Raw genomic sequence first — 20,029 nt, forward strand, 5'->3', positions numbered from 1 at the left:
GTCGCGGCTACGCCAGCCTGGTGATCCGCACCGTCACATCCAGTTCCGAGTCGGCGCTACCGGTGTAGATCCCCTTGATCGGGGTGAGGTCGGCGTAGTCGCGGCCGGTCCCGACCGCGACGTGGTGGTCGTCGATGAACTTGTTGTTCGTCGGGTCGATACCCCACCAGCCCCCGGTCCAGACCTCGATCCAGGCATGGCTCTCGCCGTCGACGGCCTCGCCGACACCGGCGCCCTCGCGGGGGTGCAGGTAGCCCGACACGTATCGGGCCGGAATCCCGAGGCTGCGCAGCATGGCCAAGGAGATGTGGGCATAGTCCTGGCAGACGCCGCTGCGGTGGCGCCAGGCATCGGCGGCGGTCGAGTGGACCTCCGTCGTGCCCTGCTCATAGGTCATGGCCGCGTGGACCCCGGCGACCACCGCTTCGGCAGCCGCCACCGGGCTCAGGCCCGACGCGGTGTCCCGTGCGAAGGCGGTGATCTCCGGGGTGTGCGGGGTGTACGACGTGGGCTGGAGCATCTCGTCGTACTCGTCGATGAGTTGGTCGTCGCGCAGGCGGACCCAGTCCACCGACAGGGCTTCCGGCCCGCGCACCTCGTTCTCGGTCTCCACCACGGCGGTGCCGACCACCTCGAGCCGTTCGTGCGGGGTGTTCAGGTCGAACACGGTCACCGCGGTCGTCCAGTAGTCGCTGTAGCGGTACTGGCGGGCCGCGGGGACCGTGTCGACGTGGTCGACGATCACGGTTTGCCGCGTATCGGTGCGCGGCGTGATGCGAGCCTCATTGAACGACGAGGCGACCGGGGCGGAATAGGTGAAACCGGTGGTGTGGACGATGCGCAGCCGCAGTGTCATGACTGCCCTCCGTAGTCGGCGAAGTCGTGGGCCAGCCCGGTGTCGGTCCACGACACGTACGGCTCGATGTGGAAGTGTTCCTCGGCGATCGACTCGCTGACCGTGCGGCACGTCTCCTGCAGGCTGGTGAGGTAGGCCGGCAGGTCGCGGACCATTTCCGCGCGGCCGATGAACTCGATCGAACTGCGCGCGCGGCCCAGCAGGGTCAGCGCGGTGGATTGGGCGCCGACCCGGTCGGGCCGGTTGTCGAGGGCGGCGAGGTGGTGTTCGGCGACCCGCAGCGAGTGGAACACCGACCGGGGGAAGAGCCGGTCGAGCATCATGAATTCGACGACGTTCTCGGTGTCGAGGGCACCGCGGTAGGCGCGGACATAGGTGTCCTGGGCGCCGACCGCGACGAGCAGACTCATCCACGACAGGGCGTCGCGGCGGTAGGCCGACCGCGACATCAACAACCGGACGGTCATGTCGACGCGCTCGATGGACCGGCCCAGGATGAGGTAGCTGTAACCGACGTCGTGGCTCAGGGTGGCGTCGGTCAGTCCGGCGAACATGGCGGCGCGCTCTTTGACGTAGGTCAGGAAGGCATGCGGACCGAGCAGTCGTGCGCGGCGCTGGGCGTCGTCGAGGCCCATGTAAGTGGCATTGAGGCATTCCCACATCTCGCTGGAGATGACCTCGCGGGCCCCGCGGGCGTTCTCGCGGGCGGTGCGCACCAGCCCGACGATCGAGTCGGGGCACGACCGGTCGTAGGCGGCGACGTCGACGAGGGTCCACAAGGTGTGCTCGGCCTCGTCGTCGACGGTCAGGCCCAGCACCGCCATGACGTGGCGGACCATCGAGTCGGTGTCGACGGTCGCATCCTCGAGTAGCTGCTGGACGGCGACGTCGAGGATGCGCGCCATGTCGTCGGCCCGCTCCACATAGCGGCCGATCCAATACAGCGAGTCGGCGTTACGTGCGAGCATCGCCGTCACCTTCCCTCGATCGACCTTGTTGCTGTTGCTGTTGCTGCTGGTCGCCGGCCCGTGTCATCGGGGGGTCGACGGTCGGCGTCGACAGGGTCATCGGCGGGATCTCGGCATCGACGAGCTCGCCGTCGTTGACCTCGCCGGGCGCCGCCGGCGCCGAGGTGGCCAGGACCCAGGTGTCCTTCGAACCGCCGCCCTGCGAGGAGTTGACCACCATCGACCCCTCTTCGAGGGCGACCCGGGTGAGCCCGCCGGGGAGTACCCACACCGATTCGCCGTCGTTGACCGCGAACGGGCGCAAGTCGACGTGGCGGGGCTTGAGGGTGTCGTCGAACATGGTCGGCGTCGTCGAGAGGGCCACCAACGGCTGGGCGATCCATCCGCGCGGGTTGGCCCGGACCTGGTCGGCGAGGCGGTCGAGTTCGGCGCGGGTGGCGAAGGGGCCGAAGACGATTCCGTAGCCGCCGCTGCCCTCGACCGGTTTGACGACGAACTCGTCGAGGCGGCGCAACACCTCGTCGCATTCGTCGGGCAGCCAACAGCGCAGCGTTTCGACGTTGTCCAGCAGGGGCTCTTCGTCGAGGTAATAGCGGATGATGTCGGGGACGTAGGTGTAGACGAGTTTGTCGTCGGCGACGCCGTTGCCGACCGCGCTGGAGATGACCACGTTGCCGGCGCGGGCGGCGTTGACCAGGCCGGCCACACCGAGCATCGAATCCGGCCGGAACTGCAGGGGGTCGAGGAAGGCGTCGTCGATGCGCCGGTAGATGACGTCGACGCGGGTCTGGCCGTCGGTGGTGCGCATGTAGACGACGTTGTCGTGGCAGAAGAGGTCGCGGCCCTCGACGAGTTCCACACCCATCTGTCGGGCCAGGAGCGAGTGCTCGAAGTAGGCGGAGTTGGCGACACCGGGGGTGAGGAGGACGACCGTCGGGTCGGCCACGCCCGACGATGCCTGCAGGGCCCGGCGCAGGTGTCGCGGGTAGTCCCGCACCGCGCGCACCCGGTGGGTGGCGAACAAGTCGGGGAAGAGCCGCGCCATGGTGCGGCGGTTCTCCATCACATAGGACACGCCCGAGGGGGCCCGGACGTTGTCCTCGAGGACGCGCAGCTGCCCCTTCTCGTCGCGGATCAGATCGATTCCGGCGACGTGGATGCGCACGCCGTTGGGCGGGCGGATCCCGGCGGCCTCGCGGTGGAAGTGCTCGCAGGAGTTGATGAGCCGCCGGGGGAGGACGCCGTCGGCGAGGATCGCCTGTTCGCCGTAGACGTCGTCGAGGAACATCTCCAGCGCCCGCACCCGCTGGGTGATGCCGCGCTCCAACTGCCGCCACTCGGCGGCGGAGATGATGCGCGGAATCGGATCGAGGGGGAAGGGGCGTTCCTGCCCGGAGTGGGAGAACGTCACGCCCTGATCGATGAAGGCACGGCCGAGCGCGGTCAACCTGGTGCGCAGATCGGCGGGCTCGATCGCGCCGATCGAGTCGGCGACCCCGTGGTAGGGCTCGCGGACCGATCCGTCGGGCCGGAACATCTCGTCGACCGCAGACTGGTGCAGGCCGGCCCGGTAGTGGCGGAAGGCGGCACCGGAGGGCGACAACGAGGACCCGGTGGGCGGTGCGGTCGGAGTCATAGGTGAATCCTCACCAGCGCGTATTTCCGCCGTGAGGATCACTGATTGCCGTCGTGTTACGGCTGACCGTCCTCGAGGTGGCCACCCGGCCGGGTTTCACCGACGGGAGGAGGTTTCACCGCCGGGATCGATCAGTAGCCGATCAGCCCGGCCGTGCCGTTGGACAGCCAGGTCACACCATCCCAGATCTGGTTGCGGGGGGCGATGAGCCAGATCGTCGGGCTCACCGAGCGTCCGCAGCGGACGTTGACGCGGTGCGCCCCCGGCGGCACGGACTCGCCCCGCAGCGTCGTCGTCATGAGCATCGGCACCGGGGGCTTCGTCGGCGCCTTGTGCTTCGCCGCCGCGCCGGGTGCACGACTGCCCGGTTCGGGCTTCTGTTCCCGCTGCTGGCGCGCCTTCTGCTGCTCGGCGAGTTCGCGTTCGGGGGAGGCGACGATCCGGTCGTCCATCCAGACCCGGCAGCGGGTGTCGCGCCGGGTGGCCGAACCGCGGTGGTAGGTGATCTGCCAGTCCGAATCACCGGCGGCGGCGACCGCGATGGTCGGTACCGGTGCCGCGTTGACCGGTCCGGCACCGATCAGCGCCCCGAGTGCGAAGGCGGCGGCCGAACCGGCCGCGATGGTCTTGGTGGCTCTCCCCGTGGTGCTCATCACACGGAATACTATCAAAAATATGACATTGTTTATGTGGGTCTTGCTGGCGGTCGGCGTCCTCGCCGCCGCGGGGGTCCTCGGCTTGATGGTGCTGGTCCTCGCCCGCCGGTGGGCGAGGACGCCCGATCGGGCCCCGGTGGCCCAGATCGCCGCCGCGGACCTCGGGGACTACTTCGCCCGCCGCGCGGGATTCTGTGTGACCGTGTCCGCGCAGACGCCGCTGTCCCCGTCGGAGGTCTTCGATCGGCTCGTGGGCCGGGCCTACCTGTCCACGCTGCCGTTTCTCGACGGTCCCCACTGGGTGGCCGACGACGTCGACACCACCCGCGGGGTGGGGTCGAAGCGAACCATGTCGGGAACCGTGTATTCGGTCTCTGAAAAGGTTATTCAGTATGAGAAGGACGTGCTGATAGCCCTCTCCGGGACGGCCGTGTGCACGCCGTGGACCATCGCGTCGTTCGCCGAGGAGTTCACCATCGCCCCGACCGAGCGGACCGGCGTGAGCGAGGTCCGGTGGACCATCGCCGGCACGCCGCGGTGGGTCGGTTGGTTGCCGTGGCGGTGGGGCGCGCCGCTGACGCGCCCGGTATTCGCGTTCGTCCTGCGCCACGTGCTGCGGGTGGGCGCCTTCCGGGCGCCGCGGACCCGCGACGGCCGGACCGAGGGGACCTAAGCCCTCGAAAGCCGCGGTCCGGACGACGCCGCTGGCGCCATATATAAAATATGTTACTGTCATCCTGATTGTGACTACAGCCACATGACGTCACGCGGCCCCACCGGGTTTGCGGTGCGTCTCATCGAACTTCGGGGGTTGGATATCGATGGCGTTTGAACTTCCCGCGGCACGCGGGCCGGTTCGCGACCTCGCGGTCGAGGCGGGCCACACGCTCGGCTTCGCGCTCCAGTCGATCGGCGCCCTGGTCGTCGCGACACTGCGGTTCCGGCTGTCGCTGTCGGAGACGCTCAACCAGATCATCTTCATCGGCCGCGTGAGCACCGGGCCGTCGCTGTTGCTGATGATCCCGGTGGGTGTCTTCATCGCGGTGTCGGTCGGTGAGCTGGCCGGCCGCATCGGTGCGGGTGGCTACTCCGGCGCCGTCGTCGCCTTCGTCATCGTCGGCCAGGCCGCCGCCCTGGTCTGCGCGCTGATGATGGCCGGTGTGGCGGGGTCGGCGATCTGCACCGATCTGGGCTCCCGCAAGATCCGCGAAGAGATCGACGCCATGGAGGTCATGGGCCTCAACGTCATCGAGCGGTTGGTCGCCCCGCGGATCGCCGCGGCGATCATCGTGTCCCTCGTGCTGTGCTCGCTGGTCACGGTGACGGGCGTGGGGGCGTGCTACCTCTACCACATCTACGTCCAGCACCTGCCCGCCGGAGCGTTCATGTCGACGTTCAGCCAATACGGGCGGATGTCGGACTTCACCATGGCGTTGGTCAAGGCGACGATGTTCGCCCTTCTGTCGACGATCGTGGCCTGCTTCAAGGGGTTGCACGCCCGCGGCGGGCCGAGCGGCGTCGCCGACGCGGTGAACGAGGCCGTCGTCATCGCCTTCGCGCTGGTCTTCATCTTCAACACGATCCTGTCGCAGGTCTACACGGTGATCGTCCCGGCAGTGGGGGCGTACTGACATGGTCTCGACAGCCGACATCCGCGTCCGCGGCAACCGCGGGATCAGCCGACGGGTTGTCCCGGTCGCCGACCAGACGGTCCGTCTCGGCGAGTACGTCACCTTCATCTTCCGGGCGATCGTGGCGATCCCGTACACCCTGGTCTACTACCGCAAGCATGTGATCCGGCAGATCGCCGAAATGACGTTCGGCACCAAGTCGCTGCTCTCCGGCGGCGGAACCATGGGCATCGTGCTGGCCATGTCGCTTGCCGCCGCCATGATGCTCGGCGTCGAGACCTACCGCGGCCTCCAACTGGTCGGGATGACGTCGATGTCGGGAATGCTGGCCGCCATCGCCAACACCCGCGAACTCGCACCGGTGGTCGTCGCGATTGCCTTGGCGGCCAAGGTCGGCACCGGGTTCACCGCCCAGATCGGCGCGATGCGCATCTCCGACGAGATCGCCGCCCTCGACGTGATGGCCATCCGCTCGATCCCGTTCCTGGCGACCACGCGGATGATCGCCGCGATGGTGTGTGTGCTGCCGATCTACATGATCGGCCTCCTCGCCAGCTACATCTCCACCCGTGCGGTGGTCGTGTGGTTCAACGGTGAATCGTCGGGAACCTACGACTACTTCTTCCACCTCGCGCTGACCCCGACGGACCTGCTTTTCTCCGCGACCAAGGCCGTCGTCTTCGCCGGCATCGTCACCCTCGTGCAATGCTCCTACGGCTACTTCGCCAGCGGCGGTCCCGAAGGAGTCGGCCAGGCGGCGGGCCGGGCGCTGCGCACGTCGATCCTGGCCATCGGAATTTTCGACGTCATCTTCACCTTCGGTCTCTGGGGACTGGTTCCGCAGATCCCGGGATTGGGGCTGTAGCGATGACGGTGATGCTTCCGGGTAAGACGGTCTCGCGGGGCCGATACGCGTTGCGCGGTATCGCGGCGGCGCTGGTGATCCTGGTGTTCTCCCTGTGGATGGTGTCGCGCAGCACCCACACCTTCTCGTCGGATCCGAAGGTCTACGCCGAGGTGCCGGTCGCGGCCGGGCTGATCCAATCCGGGGCGCCGGTGCGGTTCCACGGGGTCAAGGTCGGCGAGATCAGCTCGATCGACGCGGGGGCACAATCCTCCCGGGTCGGGCTGACCATCGAGAAGGACGCGATGAAGTCCATCCCGTCGACGGTGATGCTGCGCGTCTTGCCGCGCACCTTCTTCGGCGACATCTATGTCCAGCTCACACCGACGCCTGGTTCGCCCGACACCTCGCCGACCCATCTTGCGCCCAACGCGCAACTCGCGGTGGACGACGGCCCGGACACGGTGAACCTCTACAACATCTTCACCAAGCTCTCCGAACTCATCGACGAGGTGCGGCCCGATGAGATGAACGTCGCGCTCGCCGCCGTGGACAAGGCGATCGGCGGACGGGGCAAAGAGCTCGGCATGATGATCGACGACTGGTGGACCGCCTCGCAGGAACTCGAATCGACCGTCAACCGCTTCATCGACGCCACCCCGCAGTTCCGCCGCGTCACCGAATCGCTCAAGCGGGCCACCCCGGCGATGATGGAGACCCTGTCGTCGGTCGCGAGCATCTCGCGCGGCATCGTCGACAAGGGTGACGATCTCGCCGAGTTCTTCACCGCGGCCAGCGGCTACCTCGACTCGGTCGTGCCCTTCGTGGCCAAGAACCGTAAGAACCTGATCACGATCGTCGATTCGACCGGGATCATCCTGCGCACCGTCGCACAGAACCCGAGCGGCATCACCCGCACGGTCCGCGAGGCCGACAAGTTCGGCAAGGCGGGCACCATCCTGTTCGCCTCGGGACGCTTCAACATCACCGCGGTGCCCACCTTCTCCCAGCCACAGCCCTATTCCGCGGCGGACTGCCCGGTCTACGGCACCCTGCGCGGCAGCCAGTGCCACGGCAAGCGCTCCCTGTGGGGCACCGGGCCGGTCCGCGATCCCGGGCAGCGCAACGGGACGATCCTGCACCCGCCCAAGCCCCGCGTCCGGCCGGCCTCCACCAGCTCGGAGGTCATCGACGGCCGCGCCGAGGCATCCACGATGAGCGGACTCGAGGGCGTGATCACCGGCACCGGCCGGCCGGCCGCGGACGGCCGCCCGAATCCGGCCACGACGATGATGCTCGGCCCGATGGTCCGAGGCACGGAAGTGAGGGTTTCATGACCAGGCTGTCCGCCGTGACGGTCATCAAGGCGCTGCTGTTCTTGGTGGTGGGCGTCGTCGCGTTCTCCTTGATGAGCAATACGCTGCGCTCACCGGTCCGCGGCGCCACCACGGACTACGTGCTCAACTTCACCGACGCCGAAGGGTTGGTCGAGGGCAATCCGGTCAAGGTGTCCGGCGTCCGGATCGGCCGGGTGTCCGACATCGAGCTCGACCCGCGGGGCAACGGCACCGCACGGGCCCGCGTCCGGGTCACCGTGGAGCGCAACCACAAGATCCCCGAGCACGTGCACGCCGCCGTCCGCTACGCCGACATGCTCGGTGCCCGCTACATCGCGCTGTCCGACGGGGGACCGACTGCGCCCGCACGCAAGGGCAACGAGATCCCGGTCGAGGCGACGACCGCGCCGGTCAACCTCACCGCGCTGATGAACGGGTTCGAGCCGCTGTTCTCCGCGCTCGACCCCAAGCAGGTCAACGACCTGGCCCAGGGCTTTGTCGACACGTTTGCCGGCCGGACCCAGTCGGTGCACCTCCTGCTGCGCCAGATCGCCTCGATGGGCAACAACCTGTCCGCCAACTCCGCGGTCTTCGCCCGGCTCGTGGCCAACCTGACCACGCTCATGTCGACCGCCGATGCGCGCAACGCGCAACTGACCGAACTGTTCGCCGGGCTGGGTTCCCTGACCTCGGCGGTGGTCGGCGACAACGGTCAGTTCACTGCCCTGATGAACTCGGGGGACCGGGCGGTCGCCGCGCTGGCGGAAATGATGACCACCTCCGGTGACAGCTTTGCCCGGTCGTTGACCGGCCTGCAGGGGGTCACCAAGGCCTGGCTGCCGAACACCCCGGCCTTCGAGACATTCCTCAAACGGTTCCCGGTGATGGCCGACCGCATCAACCACAGCGGCCGCTACGGCGGGTTCATGATGCTCTACCTCTGCAACTTCACGCTGAAGGCGTGGACGGTCGAGGCGAACATCTTCGGTCCGCTTCATTCGCCGGTGTGCAGGTAGGGGGAGCGACATGTTTCTGGTTCGATTGATCGACGTCTTCGTCGGCGTCCTCGAGTTCGTCTTCAAGTCCGAGAAGCGCGGTCAGGGCGCCTCGCCGGCGGTGCTCGGCACCGCCGGAATCATCACCCTGGTGGTGCTGATGGGCCTGGCCATCGGTTTGCCGCAATGGCGCTACCACGCACGCACCGAGCCCTACACCGCAGAACTGGGCAACGCCGCGGGGCTGACCCGCTCGGACCCGGTGCTGATCGCCGGCGTGCCGGCCGGGCGAATCTCCGCCGTGCGCCTGGCCGGCGACCGCGTGAAGGTCGAATTCCGCCTTGATCGTAAGCAGCCGCTCGGCGACCAGACGCGGGCCACCGTGCGCCTGCGGACGGTGCTGGGCAAGCGGTACTTCGAGGTGATCCCGGCCGGGCGCGACACCGGGTCGCGCAGCATCCCGCTGGCGCGCACCGACCCCTCGTACACCCTCGACCAGGTGTCGGCGGCCGCGCTGCGGTCGTCGACGGAGGTGAACCCGACCGTCGTGCGGGCGATGCTGACGACGATGGAGTCGCTGGTCCCCGACCCGAACAAGCTGTCGGCCGCGGTGGCCGGGGCCGGCGGTGCCGCTGTCGCGATCTCCGGGACCGGGGCCCAGCTCGACCAGTTGCTGGGAATCGCGAAACGGCTCGCGCAGGCCAGCGCCGCGCAGTCGGACTCGATTTCCACCGCGATGGGCAATACGCAGGCGATCGTCCAGACGCTGGTCGTCCGCCGACACGTGATGACCCGGTTGGCCGACAACCTGCGCATCGTCCTCGCCACGATGGCGCAGACCTTCCCGCGCATCCCGATGGGCGAGCTGACGCAGAACATCATGGCGGTCACCGCGACCCTCAAGGACAACGCGGCGACCATCGACCGGGTCCTGAAGACATTGCCGCCGGCGATGCGGACGATCACCGACGCCACCGGAAACGGCAACTGGGCCGATGTGGTCTCCCCGTCGGCGGTCATCCCCGACGGCCTGCTGTGCGTGCTGGGAACGATGCAAGGGTGTGGCTTATGACATTCCGTCAGGTCCGCGAAGTACGCGTGCGAAAGCGCTACGGTGGCAAGATCTTTACCGCGCTCCTTTTGGTGGCGGCCTTGGTGTGGGGCGGGTGGAACTTCCTCGTCCGTGACCCGCAGGTGCGCACGGTCGGCGCCGATTTCACCTTCGTCAACGGGCTCTACCAGGGGTCGAAGGTGACCATCTTGGGCGTCCCGGTGGGCCGGGTGGAGAAGCTCGAGCCGCGCGGCGACTACGTCCACGTCGAACTCAGCCTGCCCAAGAGCATCGACCTGCCCGCCGACGTCGGCGCGTACGTCCAGAACCCGTCGATCATCAGCGACCGGCACCTCGACCTTGCCCCGGCGTACACCGGGGGGCCGAAGTTGGTGGCGGGCAGCACCATTCCCCGGGAACGGACGAAGGCGCCGATCAGCTTCGACCAGTTGATCGGGAGTCTGAGCACCCTGACCCGGATCTTGGGCCCGGGCGACGAGCCGGGGTCGCCCGGTGTGGGCAGCCTGCTGAACCGCACGGCCCAGGCCTGGAAGGGGCAGGGGACCGACTTCAACCAAGCGCTCACCGAGATGTCGGCGGCCAGCGGGGTGTTCGGTGCCCGCGCCGACGACATCGGTGCACTGATCACGAGCCTGGACCAGCTGATGTCCTCGTTCCGGGCCAAGCAGGTCTCCCTCGACGGCCTGGTGCGCTCGATGGGCGACCTGTCGGCGCAGTGGCAGGCGGCCAACCAGGACGTGTCGACGCCGATCAAGAACCTGCGCGTCGTCTTCGACCAGATCAACAACTTCGTCATGAAACACGGCAACGACGTGGGGACGGTGGCGGAGAACCTCGACGAGCTCGGGCGGGTGCTGGTCGCGAACCGCGCCGGTTTCGCCGAGTTCATGGACCTCGCCCCGCTCATGCTGCAGAACCTGTCGAGCACGATCGGGCCGGACCGCCGGGGACGCATCCGCTTGAACGTCTCGACGACGCTGACGCAGTTCAAGACCCTCAAACCGCTGTGCGACCGCTTCCCGATGCCCATCTGCATCGGTGCCGGCCTGACCAACCCGATCGGGTTCCCCATCTCCAGCTCCGACCCGTTGGGGATCGTCTCGGCGATCACCGGTGGGCAGCTGCCGCCGAAGCAGGGTCCGCGATGAGCGCGCGGCGGCGACTGGCCGTCGGCACCGGGGCGTTGGCAGTGGCGCTGGCCACCGCCGGCTGCGGGGTCGGCCTGCAGGACGTGCCGGTCGGCGGGGTGCGCAACACCTTCGACGTCACCGCGGACGTCACAAGCGCCGACGGGGTGGTCGACGGCGCCGACGTCATCAACGGCCAACAGGTCGTCGGGCGGGTCACCGAGGTGCGACTGGTCGACGGCCATCCGCAGCTGACCCTGTCGCTGCGCAAGGACACCCAACTCCCGGCGAATGTGACTGCCGCCGTGGAGATCCCGTCGGCGCTCGGCACCCCGTTCGTCCGCCTGCAGGCGCCGTCGGACCCCCAGGGGGCCCTGGTCGCGGGCTCGCGGATCGACGTGGACCAGACCTCGATCGGCCCCCAGGTGGAGGGCACCCTCGCGGCGATGGGCAACATCCTCAGCGGCAGCGGGGTCCGGCAATTGCAGTCGGTGATGGCGAGTCTGAACACCGCCTTCGAGAACCGGTCGGACAAGGTCGGGGACTTGATCGACACGCTCAACCGGCTGCTGGCCCGCACGTCGCGGCACACCGCTGACTTCAATGCGGCCATGCGGGCGGCGGCCGAGGCCACCGATCTGATGACGGCCCAGCAGGCCAAGATCGAGGCCTTCCTCGACCAGACGCCCCAGGCGGTCACCGTGCTGGCCGCCCAGCGGGACCGCATCGCCGTCCTGATGACGCAGACGACCCGCCTCGCCCGCAACCTCGACGCCATCACCAACGGCCGCCAGGCCGAGCTCAACAAGCTGGTGCCCGATGCGGCGACACTGGTCGATTCCCTCTCGGCGTTCAACAAGGACGTGGGACACACGCTGAAGCACATGAATTCGTTCATGCGGAACTTCTCCCGGGCGATCCGCGGCGACTACCTCGTCTTCGACGGTGCCCTGGACATCCCCGGCGGTATCGACAAGATCATCACCGGTGGTCTGCTCGGGTCGGGACAGCCGTTGCCCACCCCGGGGGAGTTGGCCGACATCCTGTCCGGCGGGCTCTACCGCGATCCCAACCACAAGACGCGGGCCCCGAAACGCATGAAGAAGCAGACGCCGGGCGCGACGCGGCCCGGTGTCCACGGAGCGGAGGCACCGCGATGAGAGACAGGTTCCCCACCGGCACCCTGCAGTTCCTCATCTTCCTGGTGCTGTCGGCGATCATCATCCCGGTCGGCATCAACTACATCGCCGGCCCGGAAGGGTTCGGATCGAAACTGCGCCTGCATGCGCAGATGGCCGATGCCTTCGGCCTGACCGCGGGAACCGGGGTCACGCTGCGCGGCGTCGACGTCGGCACCGTGGCGTCCTCGACGCTGCTCCCAGACGGGAAGGGGGCCCGGGTCTCCCTCGTCCTGCGGGGGGACACGAAGATCCCGAAGGACTCGATCCTGCAGGTGACCATGGCGTCGATGGCCGGCATCCAGAGCGTCGACATCATCCCCTCGTCCGCCGACGGCCCCTACCTGCGGGACGGCGACGACATCAACGCCCCGGCCGACAAGCAGCCGATGCAGATGGACGCCATCATCGCGCAGGCGGCCAAGATGCTCGAGACCTTCCGCGGCGGCTCGGTGGCGACCGTCAGCAAGGAGTTGTACCTGGCCTTCGGTGCCAACGGCGACTCCATGGCGCAACTCGTCGCGAATTCGTCGGCCCTGGCCAGGGTGGTGGCGAAGAACGCGCCGATGCTGCGGGGATTGATGTCGGAGTGGCTGGACGTGCTCTCGGCGATGAACGACACCACGGGGACCTTCGAGTCGGGCATGGCCTCGGCCGCCTCGTTCACCAGTCAGCTCGACGCCAACCAGCCGGTGTTCGTCTACCTCCTGGACCATTCGCCCCGCGCCCTGACCCGGGCGCAGAAGCTGTTCGACAAGTACCGCGGCACCTTCGGCGGCGTGCTGGCGAACCTGGTGACGGTGGAGCCGATCATCAGCGATCGGCGCGAGTCGCTGCAGACCGGCCTCAAGGCGATCCCGCAGGGCCTGCTGGACCTGCGGTCGATCGTGAAGGGGGACCGGGCCGACTTCGCGCTCATCGGCACGCAGGGGCCGGTGTGCCTCTTCTACGACGAGCCGCGGCGGGCGGTCGGCGACCTGCGGCCCGACCATCCCAACCTGGTGCGGTACTGCCCGCCCGGTGACGGCTACGGCCAGCGCGGCGCGGTGAACGCCCCGCGTCCCAACGGACTCGGCACGCAGAACTGGCAGTCGCCCGGAGCGCCGTCCGGTCCGCCGTCGGTCACCGACCCGATGCTGGTCCCCAACGGGGCCGAACTTCTACAGATGTGGCACGACCTCCTGGAAAGGGCCCGAAATGGCAAATAACACGATCGCGGACGACACTGCTGTCGACGGCACCGCTTTTGACGACGTCGACACCGACGACCTGAGCGCAGACATCGACGACCTGAGCGCCGACACCGATTCCGACGCCGGTGACGACACGGCCGACGGTAAATCGTCGACGGTGACCGTGAAGCGGCGCAGCCCCGCCGGGCGCACCGCGGCACCGCGCCGACGGGTGCCCCGCGAGACGGCCCACGACACCTCGAGGGGTGGGCGCGGGCGACGCTGGCTGATCGCGTTGGGCCCGCTGGTCGCGGTGCTCATCGGCTCGACCGCCTTCTTCGGCTACCACTACTTCACCGGTTCCCGCGGGGCGGATACGCCCGCCGCGCGCAGTGCAGTCGTGGGCGTCGCGAAGGACTACGCGGTCAAGCTGTCGAGCTTCGACTACCGCGACCTGAACAAGAACCGCGCCGCCATCACGGCGATGTCGACCGACGACTTCGGCAAGAAGTACGACGAGATGGTCAAGGCGCTCACCGAGATCGTCTCCAACGGCAAGGGCATCGCCACCGCGGAGGTCAGCTATTCCGCGGTCGAGTCGATCAGCCGGGACAAGGCGACGGTGATCCTGTTCGTCGATCAGAAGGCGCGCAACGTCGTCGCGCCGAACGGCAAGAACCAGCCGTACCGGATGGTCGTGAAGTTGGTCCGCGCCGATGGGCGCTGGCTCGTGGATGACGTCCAGACCGTGTGACCGCGGCGGACAATCGGAATCAATCGGAGGGAATGGGGCAATGTCAATGGGTAACCACGCACTGAAGTACACGCCGGATCTGGACGAGACGACGCCCGAACTGACCACGCGCGATACGCGGATCGAGATCACCACGCGTCGGCGCCGGCTCACCAGCAAGCGCAAACCCGCCCAGATCGCCGAGGCGATCGACTTCTGGTCGCTGGCCGGGGCCGCGGCGAACGTCGTCATGCAGCTCGGCTGGCCCGAGGTGGGCTACGGAGTCATGGAGAGCAAGGTCGAATCCGGGGCGCTGATGAAGCACCCGTGGAAGCGGGCGCGCACCACGTCGCAATATCTCGCCGTCGCCGTTCTGGGCACCGACGAGGAGCGCGAGGCGTTCCGCGAGGCGGTCAACTCCGCCCACCGCCACGTCAAGTCCGACGAACGCAGCCCGGTCAAGTACAACGCCTTCAACCGCGAACTGCAGCTGTGGGTGGCGGCCTGCCTGTTCATCGGCGTGGAGGACTCCCACCAGCTCCTCCACGGCGTGATGGACGAGACGGAGGCCGAGGAGTTCTACCAGTCGTCGAAGACGCTCGGAACGACTCTGCAGGTCCCCGAGGACATGTGGCCGGCCACCCGCCAGGACTTCGACCACTACTGGAACGTCGCGTGCCAGCGCGTCGTCATCGACGACACCACGTGCGAGTTCCTCAACGAACTGGTCGATCTGAAGATGATCAACCCGTTGATCCGGTTGCCGTTCGTCAACCTCCTGCGGTTCCTGACGATCGGGTTCCTGCCACCGCTCTTCCACCGCCAGTTGGGGTTGGAGTGGACCGAGGACGACCGGCGGCGGTTCCAGCACCTGTTCACCTTCGTCTCGATCGTGAACAAGTTCCTGCCCAAGTTCATCCGGTTCGGCAGCGCGCGGTTCTTGATGAAGGACCTGCGGTGGCGGCTCAAGCACCAGAAAGACATCATCTAAGGCGTTTCGCGGGATCGACAGGGGGGCGATCGGCGGTCTGGGCGAGGCTCTCGAGGGGTGAGTCACGACGGAGGCAGGGCGGTCGGCGACGGTATCGTGAACAACGGTCGGGGGCGCGGAAGGGAAGGACGTACGTGCCAAGAGGAAACCTACGACGGACGCAGCTGACCGATGAGGTGGCCGCCGAACTGCGGGCGCGCATACTCACCGGGCAGATCCGGTCCGGCGCGTTTATCCGTCTCGACGAGGTGGCCGCCGATCTGGGCTGCAGCGTCACTCCGGTGCGCGAGGCGTTGGTCACGCTCCGTGGTGAGGGGCTGGTCCGCTCGTCGCCGCACCGCGGGTTCATCGTCAGCGAGTTGACCCGCGGCGACATCATCGACATCTTCTGGATGCAGTCGCAATTGTCGGCCCGGCTCACCGCCCACGCCGCCTCCAACCCGGATTTGGAAGGCCACCTGGCCGAACTGACCCGCATCGTCGACGAGTTCGAAAAGGCGGTGCACGAGGGTGATTCGGCCAAGATCCTCGACCACGAGTACCAATTCCAGCGGCGCATCTACATGGCGGCGAACAGCTGGAAGCTGGCCTGGTTCCTAGTCGCGGCCACCAAGTACACGCCGTACAACCTGTACGCCGAGGACAAGGAGTGGGGGGCGTTGGCGATCGAGAGCCACCGCCGGTTGATCAGCCACCTCGCCAACCGGGACAAAGAGGCGATCAGCGCCGAGATCCACAGCAAGTTCATCGATGCGAGGGAACGGCTGGTCCGGGATCTGGAGTTGCGCGGCTTCTGGGACGACAACACCGAGGAGCCGCCGGTTGGGCAGGCCACGTCGCCGGCGGAAGCGGCCGGATAGCGCGATCGGGTACCCCTCGGCGCGTGTTGGGCAGCCGCACCTGCGGTGAAATGGCAGAATATGCCGGTGCCCGAATACATGACCTATGAGGAATTTGGCCGCCGGTTCTTTGAACTCGCCGTGACCGAGTCGCGCGTCGGCGACGCCTTCGCCGCGATCGCCGGCGAGGCCTTCGACGTGGGTCCGATCCCGAGCGGTCCCGGCGGCATGGTCAAGGTGCGAGCGCGGGTGAACATCGATGAGCCCAACATCGAGCGGGCCGTCGAGGACCTCATCCGGTTCACGGTGCAGATCCCGCTGCGCATCAAGATCGACATCGACCTGAAGCTGGACCGGTTGCGCTACGACGTGGACGGCCTGGTGACCCTGCCGTTGACCGTGCACGCCGTCGAACCGCTGGAAATCCACTTCGACGTCGCGGCGCCGAAGCCGGCCGACGTCCACGTCGACGTCGCGTCGCGCAACATGCGTGCGGAGATCGTCCGCAACCTGGCCCAGGTCGACGACGAGGTCCGCCGGGTCATCGCGCGACAGGTGGCCGAGGAGATCGACAAGCCGGAGATCCGCGCCGCCCGCATCATCGACGTCGACGCGCAACTGGCGGCCGCGATGGACCCCAAGACCGACGACGATGCGGCGGCGACCGCCGAGCCGGTCGAGGCCGACGAAGCGGAGTAGCCGCTCAGGCTTCGGTGGCGCCCTCGGACTCGCTCCCGGCGATCGCCTTCTCGATGTCGAGGTCCTTGATCCGCCCGATGAGCTCGTCGAGTGCCTCGGGCGGCAGCGAGCCGGGCTGGTTGAAGACCATGTAGCCCTTCTTGAACGCCATCACCGTCGGGATCGACCGGATTCCGGCGGCCGCGGAGAGCTGCTGCTCGGCCTCGGTGTCCACCTTGGCGAACACGATGTCGCCGTGCTTCTCCGAGGCGCGCTCATAGATCGGGGCGAACTGTCGGCACGGGCCGCACCAGGAGGCCCAGAAGTCGACGAGCACGATGTCGTTGTCGGCGATCGTCTGGTCGAAGGCCGCTGCGGTCAGTTCTGTGGTTGCCATGCCGGGTTCAACGCGGGGATCGGCGGATCTGTTCCATCAGGGCGGCGCCGGCCCCGGCGGCGATGCGCCGCCGCATCGACCAATCGAGGGCGCCGAAGGTGGCCCGCATCGCCCGCAGCACTCCGCCGAGGTCGTCGCGGGAGCTGAGGTAGGCGCGCTGGTCGTCGGCGCCGAGGCTGAAGAAGGCGTCGAAGAAGGCCGTGAGGCGGTCCGGCTCCAGACCGGTCAGCGCCGCCAGCCCGGCTTCCCGCAGCGCCGCGACGGCCCGGGCGCGCCGCGGCCACAATGCGGCGCGCGGATCGGCCCGGCGCACGACGGCATCGACGACAGTGTCGGCGCACCCCAGGGAGGCGGCGATGCTGTACCCCGTCGCCGGGTGCATCAACCCGCCCGCCGCACCGAAGGCCAGCGGTTGACCGTCCTCGCGCCAGGGCGCCGGGCCACCGGTGACCAGTGGGAAGTCGACCACCTCGACACGCTCGGCCGTCCCGCTCTCGGCATCGTCGCCGCGGACCCAGCCCGCCGGGGTACCGCGCTGCGCCCAGCGCTGCGCGAGTAGCTCGACGGTGGGCGGTGTCCCGGCCAGGAAGGTCTCCTCCACGAGGAATCGGCCGCGGCCCAACGGAACGCGGTAGCCGAAGGTCGGCGGTGCGGGCGCACCCGGGCTCGCCGGGCGCCAATCCATCAGGACGGTCTCGGCCGGTCCGTCGAGCCGGCCGATGACACCGTAGGCGCGTTGGCGGGGCAGGGCGCCGGCCGCGGCGCCCCGGTGTTCTCTTGACCTGCGCCGTGCCCCGGTCGCGTCGACCACCACCCGCCCGGACAGCACCGTGCCCGTGTCGGTCCGCACCCCGTCGGCCCGGAAGTCCGCGGCCGTGCCGGTGACGATCCTCACCCCGGCCAGGCCGAGTGCGTCGCGCAGCGCCGCGTTGTCGAGCACGGTGTAGGGCCGGGGCAGTGCCCGCCTGACCGGCGTGTAGACGACCACCGTGTCACTGGTCGACGCGCGGCAGGACCGCGGCAACCAGTCGGGTAGCTCGTCGACGAAGGCGCCGAACGTCTGTGACCACGGGCGATGCGGTTGCGGGTCGACCAGCGCGACCGACAGTCCGGCGACCGCCCCGCGGTGGGCGAGAGCGGTCCCGGCCGGGCCGGCGCCGACCACGACGAGGTCGAGGCCGGTGTCACGCGGGGTGGGCGACATGGGCTTCAGCGTATCGAGACCGGCCCGACGACGATTTCGGCCCCGACCACCGCGGACCGTAGACTCGACGGGTCATGATCACCGCTACCGACCTCGAGGTTCGCGCGGGCGCCCGGACCCTGTTGTCGGCGCCCGGCTCCGCCCTGCGCATCGGGCCGGGCGACCGGATCGGCCTCGTCGGCCGCAACGGCGCCGGCAAGACGACGTCGTTGCGCATCCTCGCCGGGGAGACCGAGCCCTATGCGGGCACCGTGGTCCGCAGCGGCGAGATCGGTTATCTGCCGCAGGACCCCAAGGAGGGCGACCTCAGCGTCCTCGCCAAGGACCGGGTCCTGTCCGCCCGCGGCCTCGACGCCCTCGTGCGCGACATGGAGAAGCAACAGCTCCTGATGGCCGAGCTCGTCGACGAGAAGGAGCGGGACAAGGCGGTGCGCGCCTACGGCCGCCTCGAGGAGCGCTTCGCCGCCCTGGGCGGCTATGTCGCGGAATCGGATGCGGCGCGGATCTGCCACAACCTCGGACTGCCCGATCGGGTGTTGTCCCAACAGCTTTCGACCCTGTCCGGCGGTCAGCGCCGGCGTATCGAATTGGCGCGGATCCTGTTCGCGGCGTCGGACGACGGCGGCAAATCGACCACGACGCTGCTGCTGGACGAACCGACCAACCACCTCGATGCGGACTCCATCACCTGGCTGCGCGCGTTCCTGCAGAACCACGACGGCGGCTTGATCGTGATCAGCCACGACGTCGACCTGCTTGCCGACGTCGTCAACAAGGTGTGGTTCCTCGACGCGGTGCGGGGCGAGGCCGACGTCTACAACATGGGCTGGCACAAGTATCTCGACGCGCGCGCCACCGATGAGGCGAGGCGGCGGCGGGAACGGGCCAATGCCGAGAAGAAGGCCGCGGCACTGCGGACGCAGGCGGCCAAGCTCGGCGCGAAGGCCACCAAGGCCACCGCGGCACAGAACATGCTCAAGCGCGCCGATCGCATGCTGAGCGAGCTCGACGAAGAGCGGGTGGCCGACCGCACCGCGACGATCCGGTTCCCCGAACCCGCGCCGTGCGGCAAGACCCCGCTGATGGCCTCCGGGCTGACCAAGACCTACGGGTCGCTGGAGATCTTCACCGGTGTGGACCTGGCGATCGACAAGGGCAGCCGCGTCGTCGTCCTCGGGCTCAACGGTGCCGGTAAGACCACCCTGCTGCGCCTGTTGGCCGGCGCCGAGAAACCCGACGCGGGGTCGCTCGAACCCGGCTACGGGCTGAAGGTCGGCTACTTTGCGCAGGAGCACGACACCCTCGACGACGAGGCGACGGTGTGGGAGAACATTCGCCACGCCGCACCCGACGCGGGTGAGCAGGACCTGCGCGGCCTGTTGGGGGCGTTCATGTTCACCGGCGCGCAGCTCGAGCAACCGGCCGGCACCCTCTCCGGCGGTGAGAAGACCCGGTTGAGCCTGGCCGGGTTGGTGTCCTCGGCGGCCAACGTCCTGCTGCTCGACGAGCCGACCAACAACCTCGACCCGGTGTCGCGGGAGCAGGTCCTCGATGCGCTGCGCAGCTACACCGGGGCCGTCGTCCTGGTGACCCACGACCCGGGCGCCGCCGCGGCCCTCGACCCGCAGCGGGTCATCCTGCTGCCCGACGGCACCGAGGACCACTGGTCCGACGAGTACCAGGAACTGATCGAGCTGGCCTAGCGTCGGGCCCGG

20 protein-coding genes are annotated in these 20,029 nt (G+C 68.4%); 14 read left to right on the plus strand and 6 right to left on the minus strand.

The window, feature by feature from the left end:
- Window positions 1–7: 7 nt before the first annotated feature.
- From nbrcactino_RS09125 to nbrcactino_RS09140, 4 genes are all read right to left on the minus strand, one after another.
- Window positions 8–856, minus strand: coding sequence for a transglutaminase family protein (locus nbrcactino_RS09125; RefSeq protein ID WP_161927071.1), 849 nt, complete (start codon window positions 854–856; stop codon window positions 8–10).
- Window positions 853–1,824, minus strand: coding sequence for an alpha-E domain-containing protein (locus nbrcactino_RS09130; protein ID WP_161927072.1), 972 nt, complete (start codon window positions 1,822–1,824; stop codon window positions 853–855). The genes nbrcactino_RS09125 and nbrcactino_RS09130 overlap by 4 nt, the downstream gene beginning before the upstream one ends.
- A complete protein-coding gene (locus tag nbrcactino_RS09135; RefSeq protein WP_186343326.1) occupies window positions 1,811–3,460 on the minus strand; it encodes a circularly permuted type 2 ATP-grasp protein in 1,650 nt (549 codons plus the stop codon). The genes nbrcactino_RS09130 and nbrcactino_RS09135 overlap by 14 nt, the downstream gene beginning before the upstream one ends.
- A gap of 131 nt (window positions 3,461–3,591) precedes the next feature.
- On the minus strand, window positions 3,592–4,113 hold the full coding sequence (locus nbrcactino_RS09140; RefSeq protein ID WP_161927073.1) for a hypothetical protein: 522 nt from the start codon (window positions 4,111–4,113) through the stop codon (window positions 3,592–3,594).
- A 22-nt stretch (window positions 4,114–4,135) separates the two neighbouring features.
- Between nbrcactino_RS09140 and nbrcactino_RS09145 the strand changes: the two genes are divergently transcribed.
- The 13 genes from nbrcactino_RS09145 to nbrcactino_RS09205 all read left to right on the plus strand — a co-directional run bounded on the left by nbrcactino_RS09145 (window position 4,136) and on the right by nbrcactino_RS09205 (window position 16,734).
- The gene (locus tag nbrcactino_RS09145) at window positions 4,136–4,789 is read left to right on the plus strand and encodes an SRPBCC family protein (RefSeq protein ID WP_161927074.1); all 654 of its coding nucleotides are present in this window, start codon (window positions 4,136–4,138) and stop codon (window positions 4,787–4,789) included.
- 148 nt (window positions 4,790–4,937) lie between these two features.
- On the plus strand, window positions 4,938–5,747 hold the full coding sequence (locus nbrcactino_RS09150) for an MlaE family ABC transporter permease (protein WP_161927075.1): 810 nt from the start codon (window positions 4,938–4,940) through the stop codon (window positions 5,745–5,747).
- 1 nt (window position 5,748) lies between these two features.
- A complete protein-coding gene (locus nbrcactino_RS09155) occupies window positions 5,749–6,612 on the plus strand; it encodes an MlaE family ABC transporter permease (protein ID WP_161927076.1) in 864 nt (287 codons plus the stop codon).
- A gap of 2 nt (window positions 6,613–6,614) precedes the next feature.
- A complete protein-coding gene (locus nbrcactino_RS09160) occupies window positions 6,615–7,928 on the plus strand; it encodes an MCE family protein (protein ID WP_161927077.1) in 1,314 nt (437 codons plus the stop codon).
- Window positions 7,925–8,944, plus strand: a complete 1,020-nt coding sequence (locus nbrcactino_RS09165; protein WP_161927078.1) for an MlaD family protein — start codon at window positions 7,925–7,927, stop codon at window positions 8,942–8,944. Before nbrcactino_RS09160 ends, nbrcactino_RS09165 begins: the two co-directional genes overlap by 4 nt.
- 10 nt (window positions 8,945–8,954) lie before the next feature.
- Window positions 8,955–9,995, plus strand: coding sequence for an MlaD family protein (locus nbrcactino_RS09170; RefSeq protein ID WP_161927079.1), 1,041 nt, complete (start codon window positions 8,955–8,957; stop codon window positions 9,993–9,995).
- A complete protein-coding gene (locus tag nbrcactino_RS09175) occupies window positions 9,992–11,143 on the plus strand; it encodes an MCE family protein (RefSeq protein WP_186343327.1) in 1,152 nt (383 codons plus the stop codon). Before nbrcactino_RS09170 ends, nbrcactino_RS09175 begins: the two co-directional genes overlap by 4 nt.
- Window positions 11,140–12,282, plus strand: coding sequence for an MCE family protein (locus nbrcactino_RS09180; RefSeq protein WP_161927081.1), 1,143 nt, complete (start codon window positions 11,140–11,142; stop codon window positions 12,280–12,282). Before nbrcactino_RS09175 ends, nbrcactino_RS09180 begins: the two co-directional genes overlap by 4 nt.
- Window positions 12,279–13,508, plus strand: a complete 1,230-nt coding sequence (locus nbrcactino_RS09185) for an MlaD family protein (protein ID WP_161927082.1) — start codon at window positions 12,279–12,281, stop codon at window positions 13,506–13,508. Before nbrcactino_RS09180 ends, nbrcactino_RS09185 begins: the two co-directional genes overlap by 4 nt.
- The gene (locus tag nbrcactino_RS18160; RefSeq protein ID WP_228460751.1) at window positions 13,498–14,226 is read left to right on the plus strand and encodes an Rv1363c family protein; all 729 of its coding nucleotides are present in this window, start codon (window positions 13,498–13,500) and stop codon (window positions 14,224–14,226) included. The genes nbrcactino_RS09185 and nbrcactino_RS18160 overlap by 11 nt, the downstream gene beginning before the upstream one ends.
- A gap of 46 nt (window positions 14,227–14,272) precedes the next feature.
- Window positions 14,273–15,196, plus strand: coding sequence for an oxygenase MpaB family protein (locus nbrcactino_RS09195; protein WP_371864518.1), 924 nt, complete (start codon window positions 14,273–14,275; stop codon window positions 15,194–15,196).
- Between the two features lie 134 nt (window positions 15,197–15,330).
- On the plus strand, window positions 15,331–16,056 hold the full coding sequence (locus nbrcactino_RS09200) for a GntR family transcriptional regulator (RefSeq protein ID WP_161927084.1): 726 nt from the start codon (window positions 15,331–15,333) through the stop codon (window positions 16,054–16,056).
- Window positions 16,057–16,116: 60 nt separating this feature from the next.
- The gene (locus nbrcactino_RS09205; protein WP_186343328.1) at window positions 16,117–16,734 is read left to right on the plus strand and encodes a hypothetical protein; all 618 of its coding nucleotides are present in this window, start codon (window positions 16,117–16,119) and stop codon (window positions 16,732–16,734) included.
- A 4-nt stretch (window positions 16,735–16,738) separates the two neighbouring features.
- Here nbrcactino_RS09205 and trxA read toward each other — a convergent pair whose 3' ends face one another.
- Entirely contained in the window at window positions 16,739–17,110 is a 372-nt protein-coding gene (gene trxA, locus nbrcactino_RS09210) for a thioredoxin (RefSeq protein ID WP_161927085.1), read from the minus strand.
- A gap of 7 nt (window positions 17,111–17,117) precedes the next feature.
- Window positions 17,118–18,314 carry a lycopene cyclase family protein gene (locus nbrcactino_RS09215; protein ID WP_161927086.1) on the minus strand — a complete coding sequence of 399 codons (1,197 nt, stop codon included), beginning with the start codon at window positions 18,312–18,314 and terminating at the stop codon, window positions 17,118–17,120.
- 74 nt (window positions 18,315–18,388) lie between these two features.
- Here nbrcactino_RS09215 and nbrcactino_RS09220 point away from each other — a divergent pair, with 74 nt between their 5' ends.
- A complete protein-coding gene (locus nbrcactino_RS09220) occupies window positions 18,389–20,017 on the plus strand; it encodes an ABC-F family ATP-binding cassette domain-containing protein (protein ID WP_161927087.1) in 1,629 nt (542 codons plus the stop codon).
- Window positions 20,018–20,029 lie beyond the last annotated feature (12 nt).

It is taken from the genome of Gordonia crocea (assembly GCF_009932435.1).
Lineage (GTDB): Bacteria > Actinomycetota > Actinomycetes > Mycobacteriales > Mycobacteriaceae > Gordonia > Gordonia crocea.

Bases quoted from the DNA above. Each gene is read 5' to 3' on its own strand.
- nbrcactino_RS09185 (WP_161927082.1), top strand. From the start codon at position 12,279: ATGAGAGACAGGTTCCCCACCGGCACCCTGCAGTTCCTCATCTTCCTG.
- nbrcactino_RS09150 (WP_161927075.1), top strand. From the start codon at position 4,938: ATGGCGTTTGAACTTCCCGCGGCACGCGGGCCGGTTCGCGACCTCGCG.
- nbrcactino_RS09215 (WP_161927086.1), bottom strand. From the start codon at position 18,314: ATGTCGCCCACCCCGCGTGACACCGGCCTCGACCTCGTCGTGGTCGGC.
- nbrcactino_RS09175 (WP_186343327.1), top strand. From the start codon at position 9,992: ATGACATTCCGTCAGGTCCGCGAAGTACGCGTGCGAAAGCGCTACGGT.
- nbrcactino_RS09165 (WP_161927078.1), top strand. From the start codon at position 7,925: ATGACCAGGCTGTCCGCCGTGACGGTCATCAAGGCGCTGCTGTTCTTG.
- nbrcactino_RS09160 (WP_161927077.1), top strand. From the start codon at position 6,615: ATGACGGTGATGCTTCCGGGTAAGACGGTCTCGCGGGGCCGATACGCG.
- trxA (WP_161927085.1), bottom strand. From the start codon at position 17,110: ATGGCAACCACAGAACTGACCGCAGCGGCCTTCGACCAGACGATCGCC.
- nbrcactino_RS09205 (WP_186343328.1), top strand. From the start codon at position 16,117: ATGCCGGTGCCCGAATACATGACCTATGAGGAATTTGGCCGCCGGTTC.
- nbrcactino_RS18160 (WP_228460751.1), top strand. From the start codon at position 13,498: ATGGCAAATAACACGATCGCGGACGACACTGCTGTCGACGGCACCGCT.
- nbrcactino_RS09145 (WP_161927074.1), top strand. From the start codon at position 4,136: ATGACATTGTTTATGTGGGTCTTGCTGGCGGTCGGCGTCCTCGCCGCC.
- nbrcactino_RS09180 (WP_161927081.1), top strand. From the start codon at position 11,140: ATGAGCGCGCGGCGGCGACTGGCCGTCGGCACCGGGGCGTTGGCAGTG.
- nbrcactino_RS09140 (WP_161927073.1), bottom strand. From the start codon at position 4,113: ATGAGCACCACGGGGAGAGCCACCAAGACCATCGCGGCCGGTTCGGCC.
- nbrcactino_RS09195 (WP_371864518.1), top strand. From the start codon at position 14,273: ATGGGTAACCACGCACTGAAGTACACGCCGGATCTGGACGAGACGACG.
- nbrcactino_RS09155 (WP_161927076.1), top strand. From the start codon at position 5,749: ATGGTCTCGACAGCCGACATCCGCGTCCGCGGCAACCGCGGGATCAGC.
- nbrcactino_RS09220 (WP_161927087.1), top strand. From the start codon at position 18,389: ATGATCACCGCTACCGACCTCGAGGTTCGCGCGGGCGCCCGGACCCTG.
- nbrcactino_RS09135 (WP_186343326.1), bottom strand. From the start codon at position 3,460: ATGACTCCGACCGCACCGCCCACCGGGTCCTCGTTGTCGCCCTCCGGT.
- nbrcactino_RS09170 (WP_161927079.1), top strand. From the start codon at position 8,955: ATGTTTCTGGTTCGATTGATCGACGTCTTCGTCGGCGTCCTCGAGTTC.
- nbrcactino_RS09125 (WP_161927071.1), bottom strand. From the start codon at position 856: ATGACACTGCGGCTGCGCATCGTCCACACCACCGGTTTCACCTATTCC.
- nbrcactino_RS09130 (WP_161927072.1), bottom strand. From the start codon at position 1,824: ATGCTCGCACGTAACGCCGACTCGCTGTATTGGATCGGCCGCTATGTG.